Annotated in this window: 17 protein-coding genes and 1 tRNA gene; 7 read left to right on the plus strand and 11 right to left on the minus strand. The window is 36.3% G+C overall.

What is annotated here, in order from left to right:
* Positions 1-17: 17 nt before the first annotated feature.
* The 4 genes from lpxK to AABE15_RS02820 all read right to left on the minus strand — a co-directional run bounded on the left by lpxK (position 18) and on the right by AABE15_RS02820 (position 4,592).
* The gene (gene lpxK, locus AABE15_RS02805) at positions 18-1,004 is read right to left on the minus strand and encodes a tetraacyldisaccharide 4'-kinase (protein ID WP_338329764.1); all 987 of its coding nucleotides are present in this window, start codon (positions 1,002-1,004) and stop codon (positions 18-20) included.
* Positions 1,001-2,284 carry a glycosyltransferase N-terminal domain-containing protein gene (locus tag AABE15_RS02810; protein ID WP_338329765.1) on the minus strand — a complete coding sequence of 428 codons (1,284 nt, stop codon included), beginning with the start codon at positions 2,282-2,284 and terminating at the stop codon, positions 1,001-1,003. The genes lpxK and AABE15_RS02810 overlap by 4 nt, the downstream gene beginning before the upstream one ends.
* Positions 2,281-2,964: a lysophospholipid acyltransferase family protein gene (locus AABE15_RS02815; protein WP_338329766.1), complete on the minus strand. Its 684-nt coding sequence runs from the start codon at positions 2,962-2,964 to the stop codon at positions 2,281-2,283. Before AABE15_RS02815 ends, AABE15_RS02810 begins: the two co-directional genes overlap by 4 nt.
* Before the next feature lie 752 nt (positions 2,965-3,716).
* Entirely contained in the window at positions 3,717-4,592 is an 876-nt protein-coding gene (locus AABE15_RS02820; RefSeq protein ID WP_338329767.1) for a universal stress protein, read from the minus strand.
* A gap of 295 nt (positions 4,593-4,887) precedes the next feature.
* Between AABE15_RS02820 and fabI the strand changes: the two genes are divergently transcribed.
* The 5 genes from fabI (at position 4,888) to AABE15_RS02845 (ending at position 8,567) form a co-directional block, all read left to right on the plus strand.
* On the plus strand, positions 4,888-5,730 hold the full coding sequence (fabI, locus tag AABE15_RS02825; RefSeq protein WP_338329768.1) for an enoyl-ACP reductase FabI: 843 nt from the start codon (positions 4,888-4,890) through the stop codon (positions 5,728-5,730).
* A gap of 20 nt (positions 5,731-5,750) precedes the next feature.
* Positions 5,751-6,842, plus strand: coding sequence for a chorismate synthase (gene aroC, locus AABE15_RS02830; protein WP_338329769.1), 1,092 nt, complete (start codon positions 5,751-5,753; stop codon positions 6,840-6,842).
* 258 nt (positions 6,843-7,100) lie between these two features.
* On the plus strand, positions 7,101-7,298 hold the full coding sequence (locus tag AABE15_RS02835) for a hypothetical protein (RefSeq protein ID WP_338329770.1): 198 nt from the start codon (positions 7,101-7,103) through the stop codon (positions 7,296-7,298).
* On the plus strand, positions 7,285-8,196 hold the full coding sequence (locus AABE15_RS02840; RefSeq protein WP_338329771.1) for a DnaJ C-terminal domain-containing protein: 912 nt from the start codon (positions 7,285-7,287) through the stop codon (positions 8,194-8,196). The genes AABE15_RS02835 and AABE15_RS02840 overlap by 14 nt, the downstream gene beginning before the upstream one ends.
* 32 nt (positions 8,197-8,228) lie before the next feature.
* The gene (locus tag AABE15_RS02845; protein ID WP_338329772.1) at positions 8,229-8,567 is read left to right on the plus strand and encodes a hypothetical protein; all 339 of its coding nucleotides are present in this window, start codon (positions 8,229-8,231) and stop codon (positions 8,565-8,567) included.
* Between the two features lie 85 nt (positions 8,568-8,652).
* On the opposite strand, the gene folE is transcribed toward AABE15_RS02845, so the two are convergent.
* Entirely contained in the window at positions 8,653-9,261 is a 609-nt protein-coding gene (gene folE / locus AABE15_RS02850) for a GTP cyclohydrolase I FolE (RefSeq protein WP_338329773.1), read from the minus strand.
* A gap of 247 nt (positions 9,262-9,508) precedes the next feature.
* Here folE and AABE15_RS02855 point away from each other — a divergent pair.
* Positions 9,509-9,582, plus strand: a tRNA-Gly gene (locus AABE15_RS02855).
* A 1,427-nt stretch (positions 9,583-11,009) separates the two neighbouring features.
* On the opposite strand, the gene araD is transcribed toward AABE15_RS02855, so the two are convergent.
* The 4 genes from araD to AABE15_RS02875 are packed head-to-tail and all read right to left on the minus strand — an operon-like array spanning position 11,010 to position 16,401.
* Positions 11,010-11,708 carry an L-ribulose-5-phosphate 4-epimerase gene (gene araD / locus AABE15_RS02860; RefSeq protein ID WP_338329774.1) on the minus strand — a complete coding sequence of 233 codons (699 nt, stop codon included), beginning with the start codon at positions 11,706-11,708 and terminating at the stop codon, positions 11,010-11,012.
* Positions 11,709-11,737: 29 nt separating this feature from the next.
* Positions 11,738-13,153 (minus strand): sugar porter family MFS transporter, encoded by a 1,416-nt coding sequence (locus tag AABE15_RS02865; protein WP_338329775.1) that lies wholly within the window; start codon positions 13,151-13,153, stop codon positions 11,738-11,740.
* Positions 13,154-13,201: 48 nt separating this feature from the next.
* Entirely contained in the window at positions 13,202-14,695 is a 1,494-nt protein-coding gene (gene araA, locus AABE15_RS02870) for an L-arabinose isomerase (RefSeq protein ID WP_338329776.1), read from the minus strand.
* Positions 14,696-14,730: 35 nt separating this feature from the next.
* Positions 14,731-16,401 carry a ribulokinase gene (locus tag AABE15_RS02875; protein ID WP_338329777.1) on the minus strand — a complete coding sequence of 557 codons (1,671 nt, stop codon included), beginning with the start codon at positions 16,399-16,401 and terminating at the stop codon, positions 14,731-14,733.
* Between the two features lie 222 nt (positions 16,402-16,623).
* Between AABE15_RS02875 and araC the strand changes: the two genes are divergently transcribed.
* Entirely contained in the window at positions 16,624-17,490 is an 867-nt protein-coding gene (araC, locus tag AABE15_RS02880) for an arabinose operon transcriptional regulator AraC (protein WP_338329778.1), read from the plus strand.
* A 582-nt stretch (positions 17,491-18,072) separates the two neighbouring features.
* Here the strand turns inward: araC and AABE15_RS02885 are convergent.
* Together AABE15_RS02885 and AABE15_RS02890 are read right to left on the minus strand one after the other, a co-directional pair.
* A complete protein-coding gene (locus AABE15_RS02885) occupies positions 18,073-18,579 on the minus strand; it encodes a DUF5384 family protein (protein WP_338329779.1) in 507 nt (168 codons plus the stop codon).
* Between the two features lie 37 nt (positions 18,580-18,616).
* Entirely contained in the window at positions 18,617-19,132 is a 516-nt protein-coding gene (locus tag AABE15_RS02890) for a hypothetical protein (protein ID WP_338329780.1), read from the minus strand.
* Positions 19,133-19,220 lie beyond the last annotated feature (88 nt).

Here is a 19,220-nt window from a genome sequence, read left to right on the forward strand (position 1 = left end):
CTATTTTGTTAATTAATTTATGAACCTTCGTTTTGTAATAAGGTATTTATCTTAGTAAGAGCACGATCGTCGTCCCAACGCAAATGGACGTCTAAGGCTGTAATTTTTGATTTAAGTATTTCAGGCAGTTTTACGTAATCTTTTGGTGTGGTTACTAAAGGAAGATCAAGACGTCTCTTAAGGGTTAATAGTTTTTTGAAATCTTTATTGCGATAGTTATAATGGTCAGGAAAGCTTAGGCTGTGAGCAAGAGTAAGTCCATTAGCGCGAAGGGCTTGAAAAAATTTTTTTGGTCTTCCAATTCCTGCAAAAGCAATAACGGATTGATGTTTAAAGTGTTTTATTTTTTCATCCATTTCTAAAGCTGCATGAAAAACAGGGAGTGAACTGGGCAATAGCGGTAAAATTTGTTGTTCATCTTTATCAATACAAATACAGACTTTTGCACGCAATACCCCATGACAAAGCTTTTCTCGACAGGGTCCTGCGGGTAAACAGAGTTGATTCCCAAAGCCCCTCGTACCATCGAGTATTAAAATAGGTAAGTCTTGGTAAAGCGTAGGATTTTGAAACCCATCATCCATTATTAATAGCTCAGCACCGTGTTGAATTGCTTTTTGAGCTGAGTCAAAGCGATTGCTTCCTATCCACGTGTCCCCAATTTGCGACAGTAATAAAGCCTCATCGCCAACGTCGTTAAAGGTATGAATGTTAGAGTTGACTTTAAAAGGTATTGGTTGCTTTTTCTTTTTTTTATAGCCCCTGGTTAAGAAGGCGATGTGTATTCCTTGATTTTTATAAAAGGAACCGATTTCCAAAGCCAATATAGTTTTTCCTGTTCCCCCTACCGTTAGGTTACCACAGCAAATTACAGGCACTTCGACTTTCGGTTTTGTTTTTGAAACTCTATATTGCGTGATGCAAGAGGTTAAGCAAGATAGAGGAAATAGAATTTTTGCTATGATGTTGGGTGGGTTCTTGTACCAAAATGACGGTGCTTTCATGAAGGTTTTGCTCTAATCGTAAGAAGCGTTCGGCTGATTTTTTCCAGAAATTGATTTTGGGTCGATACAATTTCAAAAGCAAGCCGGGCTTGATTTTCTCTTTTTTGTGGATTGCTAAGCATATCATTTACCCACAGGGTTAGGGCACTGCAATCATTGATAATAGATACCGCCTTTCCCAATTGGAAATATGCTTGTTTAAAATTATCAATTTTGGATCCTGTAGCGATAGCACAGTGGAGTTTGGCGGGTTCAAAAGGGTTGTGCCCCCCTCCTTTTGGTAGACCATCAAGGCTATTCCCTAACCATACAATGGGGCATAAACGATAAAATAGCCCTAACTCTCCTAAGGTGTCCACTAGCCATAACCCATTTTTATTTGGATATTGTTGTAGACTTCTTAACGCCATAGGACCACATTTTTCGATAATTTCGTGTCTTCTTTCAGGATGTCTTGGTACAATAAGAGTAACTAAATTAGGCCAAGTTTTTCTGAGTTCTTTGTGTGTTTGCGTAATAAAATTTTCTTCTCCAGGATGAGTGGATGCCGCCAACCATATAGGTTTATTCGTTAATTTTTCTTTTATACGGTTAAGTTCGTCCTCACAATAAGGTAATTCAGGCGCTATTTCTTTTAAATCTCCCCAATAATGGGAAGTTACTCCTAATTTTTTTAAATTGTTTTTATCGTGATCAGAGCGGGCTGCAATCCAGTTAAAACAATCTAGCAATGATTTTGCTGTTTTAGGAATATGTTGCCACCTTGAAAAAGAATGATCGGAAAGTCGAGCATTAACTAGCGCTAGGGGTACTTTTGCTCGATGCAATTGTTTGACAAGATTGGGCCATAGCTCACTTTCGACAAGAATACTTAATTCTGGATGCCAATTTTTGACAAAACGGTGGGTCCAATTGGGGACATCTAGAGGTATAAATTGATGCACGATTCTTGAAGAAAGTTCCTTATGAAAAGCCAAAAATTGTTGGAGTACAGAAAATGAATTTACAGTTCCAGTTGTTATTAGAAAAACAATCTTGGAATCTTGCTTACTCATCGTAATAAGTAAAGGAAAGATAGAGTTTACTTCACCAACACTAGCCGCGTGAAAATGTATTAAATGGCCAGCAGGTCTGGCCAACGAAGCAAATCCCAACCGTTCCTTAAGGCGTGAATTTATTTCTTTGCCTTTGTAAGCTCGAACTATAAGATAGACCCATAAAAAGGGCGCTAAGAAACGAGTAATCAAGATCCAAAGGGTAATGAAAAACGGGTTTTTCAAGGTGTTTTTCCCAGATACAACGATTGGGCTTTTTGAGTGACTTCATTAAGAGAAGAAGTGATACAATTTTTAATGTGCTCGTAATTTTCTTTAGTTACTTCAATAGGATCAGCATAAACAATATAACCCCTTCCAAAGGGTAAAGGCAAAATCATTTTATCCCATGAATTAACTCTTATGGCGCGGCAGTAAGCACCTACAGGTACAATACGTCGTTTGGATAGTAATGCTAATTTTAATAGACCTGAATGAATGGTGTGTTTAGGTCCTCTAGGACCGTCTGGTGTTATAGCGACCAAATGCCCATCGCGTGTATGTTTAAGCAATTCTCGAAAGGCTGCTGCCCCTCCTTTATCTATATTTCCTTTGTTACTTGATCCTTGTATTACGCGAACTTTCCAAGGTTTCACGACGTCCATAATCAAACGCCCGTCACGGTTGCGGCTAATTAAAGCATAGATTTGTAAATTTGGATTTTTTAGCAAAGCCCACCACCATAATTGTGGGCTAAGCAATATCGTTTCATGCCAAAAAATAATCAGTGCAGGTTGATTGTGTTCACATGTTAAAAATGGTTTTGTTGCTGCAGGTATATCCAACTGCCAACGCGTAGTCTTCAAGGCAAATTCTAGATAACTGCGTAGTATTTTGATTAAAATACTGCGTAATAATTTGTGCATGTATAACTTGAAGGTCATAAGTTGAAGATATTATAGGGGGGTTGTTAAAAATAAAATGTAATTTTAGATGAAGCGAAGATTTTTACAGAGTTTTATCAATTGGAATTAATAATCGAAACAAATCGGTCCGTCAAAGTGAAAAATTATCATAATTGTTAAATGAAGCTAAGCCTACGAAATTGTTTGCCCAGATTTTTATTTGCGTTATAAGCTTAGATTTTCACAAGTTGCGATTTTTCTTAGCTTTCTAGCAATTTTACTGCATTTAAAAACTATGAACTATACTTCTAAATTAAGTATCTTTTTACGCATAGTTTTTAAAGTGTTATGAAGATCAAGCACAACGAGGTAAATTACAACAATAAAAATTTTATTATTTTTTAATTGCTTATTTGAATGTAATTGAAGAAGAGATATTTTTTGCCTTTTTCCAATATAATAGTTCAAGAATTTATTTTATTACACTGCACTTAAGTGGTCATTTCTAAAAGTGCTTCTCGAAGGAATAAAATAATTTTCTTTTAAAAATGGTTGTCAAAAGATTTTTTATTTATCTTTTTCTTATAGAAAAATCCGGTTAAAGATTTTTCTATAACTTGATAGGTTAAAAATAGAGAAACAAATTTAAAAGTAACGAATTAAATGTAAGGAGAGTCCCAAGTATAATTAAAGTTTGTATTGCTAAGAATTATTTCAAAAAACTTGATCTAGTATTGAAAATACATTTTAATATTTATTAAAAACTAATAAGTTTAACGATTCATAAAAATAGTTAAATCTCCATGCTCTAGCATAAAGCTGGTCACTCCGCCCAAAATAAGTTGTTTCCAACGTGGGTGCGAGTAGGCACCCATGCATAGCATATCAGCATCAAAATTGGCACAAGCCTCTAACATATTTGCGCCTGTATTCTTCTCAGATGCAAACTGGCACAATTGAGCGTCTACACTATGGAATTTAAGGTAATTCACTACATCTTGAATTTTTGCATTTTGATCTTCATAATCTTCAGTATACAATATACCGACCTTTTCTGCGTTTAAAATCCAAGGTAGACTGGCATGCAAAGCCGCCGCAGATTCCGCACTTCCGTTCCAAGCGATGCAGACGTGTTTTCCTACAGTATGTGGCGGCACTTTTGGGGCAATAATAACGGGTCTTCCGCTTTCAAATAGCAATGTGTGAATTATTTCTGAGGAGGATACATGCTCATCAGCATTTGGGTGAGAAATTACAATTGCATCGGATAATCTTGACCAGTAAGTGATTAGAGGCCCTTCTCTGCCTATTAAGGAAGTGAAGCTTGCTGTGGTTTTCCCACTTAAAGTATCATTAGGCGATGGTGCAGTTTGTTCTATATTATGGTTATCAATAAAATCATCAAAAACTTGACGAGCAAATTTGGCCCGTTTTACACTTTCGTGTTCAGCTATGTTAATTACTTCTTCAATCATTGATCCGGATAAGCCCTCCCCCGTCAACGGTATAATGTCTTTTTTATCAGGGTGAACGTGGACGACGGCTAGATGTGCTTTACGATTTTTTGCCAATAAATAAGCTGTAGTTAACGTTGTTATAGAAAGCGGAGTGCCTTGAATGGGAACTAAAATTTTTTTTACGTTCAGCATAGGATGGTATCCTTCATTGAGGCAAAAATTTAATATGACGGTTTTAGTTTACGACGTTTAATATTTTACTATAAGTTGAAAAATAAAATAAAAAAAGTTTTATCGTGAAGTTGACAAAGTTTACCAAATCAATTTTGCGTAATAGTTAAATAATAATTCATTCATTTTGTTCTCCTTAATGCTTCCTCTTTTCATTCGGTTTTAAATCGGGTATGAAAGATAAACTACTGTTTTTTTTATTTACAATTAATTTCGCCACCGTAGGTTTTTTCAGAGAGTTATCTTAAGGATTATCATGTCAAAAAAAGGTGCAGAACTTCCATTAAAAGGGACATTAATGCAAGGCAAACGTGGTTTGATTATGGGTATGGCCAATAATCATTCTATTGCGTGGGGTATAGCACGTGCCTGTGGATTGCAGGGTGCAGAATTAGCCTTTGCTTATCAGGGTGAGGCTTTGGGAAAAAGAGTTAAGCCTTTGGCAGAGGAGGTGGGTTCTAGCTATCTTATTCAATGCGATGTTTCTAATGATCAGGATATCATAGAAACATTTGAAAATATTGAGCAAAAATGGGGAAAACTTGATTTTGTTGTCCACGCTATTGGTTGGGCGGACAAACAGTATTTGCGCGGGCGTTATATTGATACTCCTAGAGAGGCTTTTTTAGCAGCGTTAGATATTTCTTGTTTTTCTTTTACAGCGGTAGCAAAGGAAGCTTCAAGATTAATGACGACGGGTGGATCCCTATTAACCTTAACTTATTTAGGTGCAGAACGCGTTATGCCTCATTATAACGTAATGGGAATTGCTAAATCTGCATTAGAAACTTCTGTAAAATATATGGCCGCAGATTTGGGTAAGGATAATATTCGCGTTAACGCTATTTCTGCTGGTCCTATAAAAACCTTGGCCGCTAGTGGCATTGGTGATTTCCGTTATATCCTTAAATGGAATCAGCTTAATTCTCCTTTACAACGGAACACAACTATTGATGAAGTGGGCGGAGCAGGTGTGTATTTACTTTCTGATCTTTCTCAAGGCGTCACAGGGGAAGTACATCACGTGGATTGCGGATACCATTTAGTAGGAATGAAAAACCCTTCCGCTCCCGATATTGGGTTGGTTATAGAAGAATAAGATAAAAGCAGGTAAAGTTATTGTCTGATAATAGTTTTGGAGCCCTATTTCGTGTAACTACTTGGGGGGAAAGCCACGGTCCTGCAATAGGTTGTGTTGTTGATGGTTGTCCTCCACAAATAGCGCTTTCAGAAGCGCTCATTCAGCCGTGGCTTGATTTAAGGAGGCCCGGGCAATCGGCATTTACGACTACAAGAAATGAGCCAGATCGGGTGCGTATTTTGTCAGGTGTATTTCAAGGGAAAACTACCGGTACGCCTCTTTCACTCGTAATAGAAAATACGAACCAGCGTTCGAAAGATTATGAAAATATTGCGCAGGCTTATCGTCCTGGCCATGCAGATTTAACCTATGATTTAAAATATGGGTTTCGCGATTATCGTGGTGGTGGTCGTTCCTCAGCACGCGAAACCGCAGTGCGTGTGGCCGCGGGCGCTATAGCACGTTTGGTTTTAGGTAATCAAATAAAGATACGCGGCGCTTTGATACAAATTGGTGATAAAGCAATTAATCGAGATCATTGGTCGTGGCAAACTGTAAAAGAAAACGATTTTTTTTGTCCGGACAGGGATATGGTAGCATGCTGGCGTGAAGAACTTGCTTCCATAAGAAAATCAGGCTCATCCATTGGAGCTATTATTGAAATTGTAGCAGAAAACGTTCCTGCTGGATTAGGTGCGCCTATTTATGGGAAGCTGGATGCCGATATTGCCCGAGCAATGATGAGTATTAATGCTGTAAAAGGCGTAGAAATAGGGGAAGGATTTGCAGTATCGCACTTGCGTGGTGAGGAAAATGCCGATTCTATTTTCCTAAGAGAAAATAAATTGGAATTTGCATCTAATCATGCGGGCGGTATTTTAGGGGGAATTTCGACAGGCCAACCCATCGTAGTAAGATTTGCTGTTAAACCTACCAGTTCTATTTTAATACCTCAAGATTCAATTGATGCGCAAGGGAATGCTACAAAAGTGGTTACCAAAGGTAGGCACGACCCCTGCGTTGGTATTAGAGCAGTACCGGTTGGGGAGGCAATGATGGCTTGCGTACTTGCTGACCATTGGCTTAGACATAGAGGCCAGATTGGTCAATTTCGTTCGACAGTTGCTTAACAGGTATTTATAAAAAACTTAGCATTAACAACCAACTATTTAAATAAACACATGTTATTGTCAATACGCTATTCAAATTGGCTTTTTTTCTGTTAGTGCAAGTTTTGAAAAAATATCTTTGTATACAGAACGTATATTCATAGTAAACTGTGAAAAGCTAAACGATTTTCTCGTTCTTATTTTTAATAAATTCGATAGGATAAAAGCAGATTTTCAACTGATATCATGAGTTTTATAATGATGAGTAAGAAAAGCATAATGAGCAATAAAATAGATGCAAATTTTGCCGAGAATTTCGTTCGCGATCGTCTTACCTTGCTAGCAAATCAAGCCGCAGAAGCAGGATTGTCTGTTGATGTATTTGAAGCCTTATTAATTGCATTGGCCGATGAACTCGATTTTAAAGCGATATTTTTAAATAGGAAGGGGAAAAACTTTGAGCATGGATCCTTATAAACTCTTAGGAGTACCCAAAAATTCCAGTCAAGAAGAAATAAGAAAAGCGTACCGTGATTTAGCTAAGAAATATCATCCTGATCTAAATCCGGGGGATAAAAAAGCAGAAGAGCAATTTAAATTAATTGGTGTAGCCAACGATTTGCTCTCAGATCCTGAGAAACGTGCTCGGTTTGACCGTGGTGAGATTGATATACATGGTCAAGAGCAAGGGTTTGCTAATGGAGCTGGGTATCGTCATTATGCGGACGGCACACAAGGATTTCGTTACAACCAGCATGCCGGCAATTCACAATTTTCTGAAGAAGATCTACAAAATATATTTAGTATGTTCGGGGCAGGTGCTTCAGGTGAAGGGTTTACCCAACAAAGCAATCCGTTCGGACCTAGGCATGGCCAAGATAAGCGATACACATTGGAAATTGATTTTCTTGACGCTGTGAATGGCGCTAAATCGAGAATAACACTGCCAGGTGGTGGCACGCTTGATGTTAAGATTCCTCTGGGTATTGAAGACGGTCAAGTATTGCGTTTAAGAGGTAAAGGTGATCCTGGTATTAAAAATGCGCCGCCTGGGGATGCGTTAATTACCGTTCATATACGGCCTCACCCGCACTTTAAAAAAGAGGGAAGAAATATTCGTTTAAATTGTTCTGTGCCTTTGAAAACAGCGGTTTTAGGAGGAAAATTAAACGTAATGACCCCTCAAGGAGAGGTTTCTTTAAATATACCTCCTCATTCTGATACAGGGAGTATTTTACGTTTGCGGGGTAGAGGATTTCCAGCCAAAGGTACTCTACAAGCAGGAGATTTATACGTACAGTTACAAGTTTCCATTGGTAAAGTCGATAAAGCTTTAGAGGATTTTTTACGTAACCAACCTGATGGTAACCAATAAAAATATAAAGTTAAAATTTTTGGAGAAAAGTGATGATAACGCTTGAAACACTTTGTTTAAATCTTCCAGAAGTAACCTCTGCTGATATTCAAAGTTGGATACAAAATCAGTGGTTAAAGCCAGAAAAAAAAGAAGATAACTATTTATTTTACGAGATAGATGAAGCGAGGGCTCGGCTTATTCTAGATTTGCGCGATAATTTAGGGATAAGTGAAGATGCCATGTCTTTAGTTTTAAATTTAATTGATCAACTTTATACGACTCGAAGACAGATGAAATATTTGTGTGAGGTTATTTCTACAGATCATTACCCAGATAGTCGTCAGAAATTAAGACAATTAATGGATGAATTTATAATAAATGGTTTATAAGTAATTTTAATAAAACAAAATGTTAAATAAATTTTATTTTAAATATTTTGCACAAACGCAGCTTTTAAATAGATTTAGTAGAAAACTAAGAGTTTGAAAATGAAGAAAGTTGCTTCAACATCATCATTAGTTCTTTTTTAATACTCTCATTTTCTTTAAAAGCCCCTAGCATTTTTGATGTTATCATGGACACGCCGACATTGTGTATGCCTCGAGTGGTCATGCATTGATGACTGGCTTCAACGATTACAGCAACCCCTTTTGGATTTAATATGTCTTGTATAGCATGAGCTATTTCTGAGGTTAATCGTTCTTGTACTTGCAGTCGCTTAGCAAAAAGTTCGACCGTTCGTGCTAGTTTAGAGATTCCTACAATTCTGTGACGAGGAAGGTAAGCCACATGGGCTTGACCAATTATGGGAACCATATGGTGTTCACAGTGACTTTCAAAACGTATGTTCTTTAATAAGATAATATCTTCATATCCTCCAACATCTTCGAAAGTTCGAGCTAAAATTTCTTTTGGATTTTCTTTGTAGCCTGAAAAAAACTCTGCGAAGGAATCGATTACCCTTCTAGGGGTATCCATTAATCCTTCTCTTTGTGGGTTATCACCTACCCAACGTATTAAAGTTCTAACCGCCTCTTCTGCTTCCTCACGTGAAGGAAAAGGAATGGTTATTTCTTTTTTCATTGTAATTGGCCTTTAGATTTGAAAACTTGCACGCTAATTTAAAAATTAAATATCATGGATGTTCCGAATATAAAAACCGAATATTTAGTTTTTTCTTTTGAAACGTTCCATCGATTTCATGGATAAGTAAAGTTTTATATATAATGACAATTTGTGCGCAATTGGTTTAGAAAATTAAGTTTTAAAAATAATCTCTTAGAGGATTGCATAATTTGTAAAAAAACATAAAATATTTGCGATACTGAATGCGGGTGTAATTCAATGGTAGAATGACAGCTTCCCAAGCTGTACACGAGGGTTCGATTCCCTTCATCCGCTCCAAATAATATATTGTGAATAGAGAAAGAATTTTTTTAAAGTGTAACTTTAAGGATTATTTAAGGTAAACGCCGTATATAAAGTTTATCTTTTACTATTATAGTAATTGCTGACAACGTAGGTATCACAGCCAATAACAAATGTAATGTTAAGAAATGACTTAATCCTATGCTTTTTGTGCTTAGAAAATTTTGTCACTTCCTTATATTTTTTGATTAGATTGGGTTGAGTTATTTTCAATATATAACAGTAATTATTCTCTTTTCTTTGTTGTTTAATAGAATAAACTTAACATAACTGTTTGAAATATATAGTCAGTTAACATCGCTAAACTTAATTTTTAGCAAATACAGCATATAAAAATTGTCATGTAAATTTAGAAAACAGTAAATCTTATACAGTGGAAAACTAATTTTACTATTTTGATAAATGTAAATCTTAGAAAAGTTTTTTCTTATTGTTAAGTCGTAAATTTTAAAGTTTAAAAAATGACTTTAGCAATGCACTAAAGTTTTCAAAACGGAATTAGTAATATTTTTAAAAGCGAATTAATTGTTCTTTGCTATGAATTAAAACCTAAGTAATGACCTTTAACGATTCAGTCGAATGAAATCGTTTCATTTTAATTTTTAAAAACGTGTTTGATAATTTTAATTATATTCAAATTGTTTATAAGAAAGCTATAAAGAATGAACGACAATATATTAGGTCATTTTACTTACAAAGAACGCGTTAATGATATTTTTCAAACGTAGAATGTCTAATTTTGCTACAGGTAAAGTGTTAAAATGGACGGCTTTGTTTTCTATGGCTATAGTAAAATGAGGTAATGCTGTTGCCCAAGAGTAATTTTTTGAATGGAAGAATATTTCTCCTTTGAAACGTGCTCGTATTATGTTTCTTTATAAAGATTTACTTAAAAAAAGCTGATACGATTGTGGTATTACTAGCAAAAGAACGCGGAAAAACGATTGGTGATGCCAAAAGTGCGTTTCAAAGAAGTATTGAGGTGGTTAAATTACTTTTAGTGCACTAGAATTGTTAAAAAAATGAATACAGTAAAAATGTCGCTAATGGTGTAGATGCGTGAAACAAATTTTAACCACTAGGCGTGGTTGAATATTGGATGAATAATCGGTCCATTTTCAAAGTTGTCATACTTTTTATTTTCATTGCTGGTAAGATTTATTGGTATCTATTAAGGCATTAATAAAAATTGTAAGACAAATAATGCGCATTAGATTTTTAGACAGCGCTTAATTTATGGAAATGGCTGAAACGCTTGTATTGATTTGATATGATTTTGGCGGCTTTAGTTTTTTAAAATTTATATAGAGTAGTTTTTTTGAATTAATTAAAGTGCAGGAGTAAAAAGCTAACATCACTCCTTTGGAGAATGATGTTAGTTTCGATAGAATAGATAAGTAAATTTATTTTTGACCGTAGTAAGCGTTGGCGCCATGTTTGCGCAAATAATGTTTATCCAACAGATCCTTTTGCATTTCCTCTAGTGATGGTGAAATCATGTAAGAAAACATTTCCATATAACATATTTCCTCTAAAATTAAGGCATGTTGAACGGCTTCTAACGCATTTTTTCCCCACGTAAAAGGGCCGTGAGAATGAACTAGCACAGCAGGAATTGTCATCGGATCTATGTTTTTGGTTTGAAAAGTTTCAACAATAACGTTACCCGTTTCAAGTTCATAGTTATGATCTATTTCTTCCTTTTTCATGCGTCTCGTGCAAGGAATTGCGCCGTAGAAATAATCGGCATGTGTCGTGCCTAAGGGATCTACAGATTTTCCTGCTTGAGCCCATATGGTGGCATGACGAGAATGCGTATGGACAATACCGCCAACATTTTGAAACTGTTGATATAAAATACGATGTGTTTCTGCGTCGGAAGAGGGTTTTAATTTTCCTTCTACGGTTTTTCCTGTTTTTATATCAACCACTACCATATCGCTAGGGTTCATCTGATTATAGTTTACTCCAGAAGGCTTGATAACCATAAGCTCTCTGTTCTCATCGATTTCGCTTGCGTTGCCCCAAGTTAAGATAACCAAATTGTACTTTTTTAGTTGGATATTGGCTTCGAAAACTTGTTCCTTTAGTGCTTCAAGCATAGGTGTATATTCTCCGTAAAGCTAATATGCTAATCACCAATTTCGCGAAGTGGTTTATTATTTAACAGATTTTTTTCGATATGTTCTAATGTGACGTTTTTAGTTTCAGGAACGAAGAAAATAACAACAAAAATAAATAGTACATTACAAATTGTATAGAGCCAGAACGTCCACGTAATTCCTACCAAATGAATTAAGGTTAAAAAGGTTGCTCCAATAATCATGTTGCTGACCCAATTCGTTGTGGTTGAACAAGAAATTCCAAAATCTCTGCTTTTTAAGGGTTGTATTTCTGAACAAAGAACCCAAATGACTGGTGCCGCACTCATGGCATAACCACCGATGCACATAATTGCCATGCCTATAGAGGCATAAGGAATAAATGCAGACGTATTTCCTTGTCCAATGAGATGTAAGCAAAGTCCCAAAACAAATGTACCTATGGCCATAATGGTAAAGCCGACTTTAAGAATAGGTTTTCTTCCTAATTTGTCGACCGTAAAGATAGCAATGAAAGTGGCTAATACGAACGTCAAGCCGATGATAACGGTTGCAATCATTTGCTGGTAATTTGATTGAAAGCCTGCTCTTTTGAAAATTTCAGGTGCGTAATACATGATAATATTCATACCTGTAAATTGCTGCATCGCTTGCAGCGCCATTCCCAAAAATACAACCCTTCTCACATTCTTGTTTGCTTTAAAGAGATGCCATCCCTCTTGCTTAACTTTTAAACTATCCTGTATTTCATCATACTCTTTTTTAACTTTTCTTTCGTTATTACGTATGAGATGCAGTACTTGTAAAGCTTCTTCATGTCTACCTTTGGCGGCCAACCAACGAGGCGTGTTCGGTAGAAAAGAAATGGTAAGCATGAGCAAAAAAGCAGGAATACACAAAATTCCCAACATCATTCGCCAATTTTGTGTTGGTGTGAAGTATGTATCTGAAAGGAACGCCACCAAAATACCTACAGTGATCAACAATTGATACGCAGAAATCATTTTCCCCCGTATGTTTTCGGGTGCCATTTCTGAGAGATACAAAGGGGCCGTGTACGAAGCGATACCTATGGCAAAACCAAGTATAATGCGCCAAAAAATGAGCAGCTCTACGTTGCCAGATAAACCCGATCCGACTGATCCTACAGCGAAGAATAAAGCGGAAATTAAAAGACTGTATTTTCTTCCAAGTTTAAAAGAAAACCATGCGTTTGATATAGCGCCTAATGCTGCCCCCAACATCATGGAGCTTACGACCCATTCTTGCTGTTGACTGGTTAATTTAAAAGCAGAGGTTATAAAAGGCAAGGCACCGGATATAACCCCGATATCCAAACCGAAGAGTAGTCCAGCCATAGCGGCAGACAGTACGACAAGGAGTGTTGTTTTATTTGCAAACAACTCTTGTTTCTCTTCGCCTTCTAGAATAATAGCTTCTTCCATTGTTTTAAATCTCGTTTCTGTTAATGGGTGACATTATAGGATCAGCTGTTATTTTGAATACAGAATGTCATTCCACTGTATTTCTTTTTGAAATTGTTCAATTTTGGTATCTTCATCGATAACAAGCAGTTCAATATTTCTAAGCTTTGCGTAAAGGCGGAAATATTCCATATCTAAGGCCTGTGTGTAGACTGAATGATGAGCTGCACCTGAGGCAACCCATGCTTCTATAGAAGTTCTGAAGTTGGGTAATGGTTTCCAGATGGCACACGCAACAGGAAGCTTTGGTAAAGCGTGAGGTTGTTCTACAGTTTCCAAAGTATTGGTTACTAAACGAAAACGATTTCCCATATCAATCAGACTGGCATTAATTGACGGACCGGGTTTTGCTTGAAAAATAAGCCTTACGGGATCTTCTTTCCCACCTATTCCAAGGTATTGGGCGTCCAACAAAGGTTTATTTTCAGCTATAGAAGGACAAACTTCCAACATATGGGCGCCCATAACGAGCTCTTGGCTGGCTGAGAAATCGTAGGTATAATCTTCCATAAACGAAGTTCCCCGCTCCATACCTTTTGCCATGAATTTTATGGTTCTTAGAAACGCTGATGTTTTCCAGTCTCCTTCTCCGCCAAAACCATAGCCTTGTTGCATAAGACGTTGAGCTGCAATACCCGGAAGTTGTTTTAAGCCGTGCAAATCTTCAAACGTCGTGGTAAACGCGGAGAAATTTCCTTGTTGCAAGAATTTTTTTATACCCAGTTCTATCCGTGCGGCTTCAATTACATTTTGTCTTTTGCTACCATTTCGTTGTGTTGCTTCACTAAAACGATAGCAAGCTTCGTATTCTTCCACCAGATTATCGACGTCGCTTTGCGCGATAGCATTAACCACATCAACCAGCTCACTGACTGGATGGGTATTTACAGAATAGCCAAATTGCATTTGAGCAAAAACTTTGTTACCTTCAGTAACCGCAACTTCGCGCATATTGTCACCGAAGCGAACCACTTTCATGGATTGTTCGGCAGTAATTGCAGCTGAAACGCGCATCCATTTTGAAATTTGTTTATGTAAAGATTGTTCTTTCCAATACCCAGTTGCAACCGATGTGGGTATTTTCATACGCGCGCAAATAAAACCAAATTCCCTGCCCCCATGAGCGGTTTGATTAAGATTCATAAAATCCATATCAATATCGTTCCAAGGAATGGTTTGATTATGCTGCGTGTGCAGTTGCAGTAAAGGTTTATCTAAAATACGCAGACCTTCAATCCACATTTTAGAAGGAGAAAACGTATGCAACCACGTGATCAGACCTATGCATTTTGGATTATAATTTGCTTCGCGGCATAAAGATGTAATTTCATCTGGCCTTGTTACAGTAGGTTTATAAACAATTTTGACAGGAAGATTGGCTTCTTGATTAAAATAAGAAGCAATTTCTTTCGCATTCTCTTCAACCTGTTGTAATGTTTTAGGTCCATATAAATGTTGACTGCCAGCAAAAAACCAGACTTCAAATTCGTTAAATACCGTCATGTTCGTTCTCTTTTGCAATTAAAATTAGAGTAAATCTAAGAAAAATTTTGGTTGTACTGAGGTTCACACACTTCAGCCCAACGTAAATACTGTTCATAAAGTTTCTGATACTGTTTCGCCCTTTTAGGATCAGGGTGAAATGTTTTGCTAATTGGACTGGACATGTGCTGCTGTGCTTCTGGTATGGATTGATAGAAACCTGCAGCCACAGAAGCAATAATTGCTGCGCCTAACGCGCAACATTGTTCGGATTCACATACATCAATAGGTCTATTCATCACGTCAGAACAGGTTTGCATAATGATGGGTGACTTTTGTGGAATACCGCCAATGGCAATAATAGAGTTCACAGGAATTTTTTGGTTCGTAAAACATTCCATAATTGCTCGAGCACCAAAAGCAGTAGACACAATCAGACTACCAAAAAGCGTTTCTGTATTAGTAGCTAAGGTAATGCCTGTTAACGTGCCTTTTAAACGTTGATTAGCCATAGGAGTTCTTCGTCCATTGAACCAATCCAGTGTAATCGGTAAATGATCCAGATCTATGGTTTCGAACCATCGTTTTGCTAGGGTGTTAAGTAATTCGTCTTCTAATAGTTTAATTTTATTTCTTTGATCGGGGGATTGGTTTTCCAGCTGTCTGAAAGGTAAAGAAAGTAATTTTTGATACCATGCGTAAATGTCCCCGAAGGCAGATTGTCCAGCTTCCAAACCAATATATTCTGGCATCACACTGCCATCGACCTGACCACAGATCCCTTGGACGATCGTGTCCTTTACGACGTTTTTGTCTGCTAATAAAATATCACAGGTCGAAGTACCAACAACTTTAACAAGCGCGTATGGTTTGGCACCAGCGCCAACTGCCCCGGTATGACAATCAAAAGCACCGCCAGAAATAACAGTATGCTCTGGTACGTTTAATCTTTTGGCCCATTCTGGAGTAATGTGTCCAACCGGGACGTCAGCCGTATAGGTTTCTGTGAAGAGGGGATAAGGTAAATTTTCTACAAGGTTAGGATCTAAATGATAAAAAAATTCATAAGGCGGAAGTCCTCCCCAACTTTCACTCCATAAACATTTGTGACCTGCCGCACAACGGCCTCTTTTGATTTGCTCAGGCTTTGTGCTTCCTGATAATAAGGCAGGAACCCAATCGCATAACTCTATCCAAGAAGCGGTTTCCTTTTTTACGTGTTGATCTTCTTGAAAAACATGCATAATTTTTGCCCAAAACCATTCAGAGGAATAGATTCCACCACAATGATCAAGGTAACGTGCATTGTCCTTTTGTTGGCAATATTGATTAATTTTTTCTGCTTGTTTGATAGAGCTATGATCTTTCCAGAGCACAAACATGGCGTTGGGATTGTCCGCAAAATCAGGTCTGAGTGCCAGTATTTGACCTTCTTTATCCATAGGGGCTGGCGTTGATGCCGTACTATCGACGCCAATAGAAATAATATCTTTTGAGCGTTGGCCTAACAGCGTTACAACCGAACGTATCGCCTTTTCCATAGATTCAATATAATCTAAGGGATGGTGACGAAAGATATTGTGTATCGAATTGCAGTAAAGATTTTCTTTCCATCTTGGGTAACAGACCACTTCGTTAGCTATTTCAAAACCGGTTTTGCATTCAACGGCTATAGCGCGGACAGAGTCACTACCAAAATCAAGACCTAAGGAGATTGAATCTTGCATATTTAAGTTTTTCCTTAAAATACAGTTGAATATTTAAGGTATGCATAAATAGACAATAAGAGTATGCACTTTCTTGTTAAAAACATGGACAATACTGTCACTTCATGTGAAATAAAAAAAAATTAGCTTTTAGCAACTGTTAAAAATATATTTTATGGATTTATGTGTTAAGGTTTATGTATAATCCTATTATTTTCTGCTTATCAAATTTTCGTGATCCCTATGCCTAATGAACAACATCAAGATCCATTATTACCGGGATATTCCTTTAATGCCCATTTGGTCGCTGGTTTAACGCCTATTAATAAAAATGGTATATACGATTTTTTTGTAGATAGACCTGAAGGTATGCAGGGATACATTATAAATTTAACCCGTTCTGGCGAGGGAGAAGTTTATTATAAAGATCAATCTTTTGTGTGTCACAAAGGAGATTACCTTATTTTTCCACCAGGTGAGTCGCATTATTACGGTCGTCGAGCTAATTCAGAGCAGTGGCACCATTATTGGGTTTATTTTAGACCTCGAGCTTTATGGACAAATTGGCTAGTATGGCCAAATAAAATAGGCAAAATTGGATATTTTTGTCCTAAACGAGATTTGACCGAAAAATTGGAAAAATTGTTTATTAAAATTGTAGATATTGCACAATCTTCTGATATGTATTCGGAACTACTTGGAATGAATTTATTGGAAAGTTTTTTAATTAGGCGTATGCGAAGCCTATCAAAATTGAATGAAAAGAATTACGATTATCGTGTGGTTTTAGCCTGTAATTATATTACGGAGAACTTTAATAAGCTTTCACAAGATGATTCGTTTATTAACCAAGTTTCGCATTACGTTCATCTATCCCCTTCTCGTATTTCACATCTTTTTAAAGAAAACATGGGGGTAAGTATTTCAGTTTGGCGAGAAGATCAACGTATGAATCGTGCTAAGTTTTTGTTACAAACAACTCCTTTATCCATATGCCAGATTGCGCAAGAACTGGGCTATAAAGATCAGTTTTATTTTTCGCGTGTCTTTAAAAACAAAATTGGTCTTAGTCCCAAAAAATTTCGTTATGTTATTTATAGTAAACACTAACGTTTTTTTTGATTTACTAATCTAAGAGTTGCGAGTAATTATAACGTCGATAAAAGTTAATGAATTCGATAGTGCTACTTAAAATAATTACACAATTTATATAAAGTATATTTTAACTACATCAGGTTAATTTAGTAAATGGTTTACCCAACATTAATTGAATAGTTTTTTAATCAAATAATGATGATGGTCAATTGATTAATGATTATGTTAAGTTAAGTTTAAAATTAATTTTTTGATAAAATTCTTTGATCGTATGTATTGAATATTCTTAATAGTCTATCAAAAAATTATTAAAGATAATGAAATCGTTTTGATAAATAGCTATATTCCTATAATTTAAAATATCTATACTACAAGATTTCAGAATTATTTACATACGTCGCCGTAAAAATCAAGTTTTTGAAAATATAATATTCAATACGAGAACTAAAATATTTTAGTAGCTTATCAATCATATAGCCAGAAAGTTAAAAAAATGATGATAATCTAGGCAAATGTTGTAAGATTACCTAATTTTTAAGAGGATTTACATTTCCTTTATAAACGAAATAAAGTGTTTTAAATGTATTTCAAAAAAAATTATTTAAACCAACCACTAGCTTTTTTTTCACTTGCTTTGCCTTCGCTTTTCAAAAAATCTCGCCCTCCTTCTGAAAGGTTTCTATTAACATCCGCCTCAGATTTTACGACGTCAATATCTGCATTTTTACTTTTAAGTTCTCGATCTATGTATTCATTTTCTCGTTTTACTTTTGCCTCATCTTTAGACAATTCAAGTTTTTGTCTCTGGATTTCTAAATTTCGTAGCTCATCTTCGTAATTTTGATCTCTTTTTTTGTCCATTTGTTGCTGGGCTTGAGCAATTCGCGCTCTTTGAATTGCTACAGCTTGCGCTTTTGCTCGTCTTTGTTTTTCCCACCTCATTTCTTTTTCTGTTCTTTCTTGAAGCGCATTCTGCTGCAGTTGCTCTTCACTTTTTCCTTGTTGTTCGGCTTGAGCAACTGCTGCAAGTTGATCTTGCACTGAATTAGCATAACTTGACGTGCTTACTAATAAAAAAACGATGGGTAAAATTACTTTTTTCATAACAAATCGCTCTAACCGTAACAAAACAAATTAATTATTATTTTTCTGGACATTTGGCATTAGGTTGAATTCTTGTTTCATTATTCTTTGTCGAAACAACCATAGCTAAACCCGGTGTAAATTGGCAGGTTTTGCCAACTTGGGTTGAAGTATATATTTTTGTTCCGTCCTTGTAAGTTAACGATACTCCACCCACGAGAACATTATTACTCACGAGACTTCCAGCCGCTGCTCCAATTGTTCCTCCAGTTATGGTACCTGCTACGGTTCCTAAAGTATTTCCGGATCCTATATGATCACCAGTCACACCTCCTGCAACGGCGCCTAAAAGTCCACCAACAATTTGGGCCGCTCGTTGATTAGTTTTATTATCAACGCTAACTTTTGCTGGGAGTATTGAAATAATATTTACTGTCTTTGTTTCCTGTCTTGTATTTAACTGGTCTACTTTGTATACATCAGCAGCATATTTGTCTGCATTTGACTGACAGCATGGCAAACATAAAATTGAACAAATTATTATAATTGGAACAGTATAGTTTTTTAAAATCATAAATTCTCATAGTGAAAGTAATAAAATTGTTTCTATACTATAGAGAATCAAAATATTCAAACGTTTGATTTTTGTATATTGTAAATAT

The organism is Commensalibacter sp. Nvir, assembly GCF_963921845.1.
GTDB lineage: Bacteria > Pseudomonadota > Alphaproteobacteria > Acetobacterales > Acetobacteraceae > Commensalibacter.

Bases quoted from the DNA above. Each gene is read 5' to 3' on its own strand.
- araD (WP_338329774.1), bottom strand. From the start codon at position 11,708: ATGCTTGAAGCACTAAAGGAACAAGTTTTCGAAGCCAATATCCAACTA.
- araC (WP_338329778.1), top strand. From the start codon at position 16,624: ATGCCTAATGAACAACATCAAGATCCATTATTACCGGGATATTCCTTT.
- folE (WP_338329773.1), bottom strand. From the start codon at position 9,261: ATGAAAAAAGAAATAACCATTCCTTTTCCTTCACGTGAGGAAGCAGAA.
- AABE15_RS02820 (WP_338329767.1), bottom strand. From the start codon at position 4,592: ATGCTGAACGTAAAAAAAATTTTAGTTCCCATTCAAGGCACTCCGCTT.
- AABE15_RS02840 (WP_338329771.1), top strand. From the start codon at position 7,285: ATGGATCCTTATAAACTCTTAGGAGTACCCAAAAATTCCAGTCAAGAA.
- AABE15_RS02815 (WP_338329766.1), bottom strand. From the start codon at position 2,964: ATGCACAAATTATTACGCAGTATTTTAATCAAAATACTACGCAGTTAT.
- AABE15_RS02845 (WP_338329772.1), top strand. From the start codon at position 8,229: ATGATAACGCTTGAAACACTTTGTTTAAATCTTCCAGAAGTAACCTCT.
- AABE15_RS02890 (WP_338329780.1), bottom strand. From the start codon at position 19,132: ATGATTTTAAAAAACTATACTGTTCCAATTATAATAATTTGTTCAATT.
- AABE15_RS02875 (WP_338329777.1), bottom strand. From the start codon at position 16,401: ATGCAAGATTCAATCTCCTTAGGTCTTGATTTTGGTAGTGACTCTGTC.
- araA (WP_338329776.1), bottom strand. From the start codon at position 14,695: ATGACGGTATTTAACGAATTTGAAGTCTGGTTTTTTGCTGGCAGTCAA.
- AABE15_RS02835 (WP_338329770.1), top strand. From the start codon at position 7,101: ATGAGCAATAAAATAGATGCAAATTTTGCCGAGAATTTCGTTCGCGAT.
- AABE15_RS02885 (WP_338329779.1), bottom strand. From the start codon at position 18,579: ATGAAAAAAGTAATTTTACCCATCGTTTTTTTATTAGTAAGCACGTCA.
- fabI (WP_338329768.1), top strand. From the start codon at position 4,888: ATGTCAAAAAAAGGTGCAGAACTTCCATTAAAAGGGACATTAATGCAA.
- AABE15_RS02865 (WP_338329775.1), bottom strand. From the start codon at position 13,153: ATGGAAGAAGCTATTATTCTAGAAGGCGAAGAGAAACAAGAGTTGTTT.
- lpxK (WP_338329764.1), bottom strand. From the start codon at position 1,004: ATGAAAGCACCGTCATTTTGGTACAAGAACCCACCCAACATCATAGCA.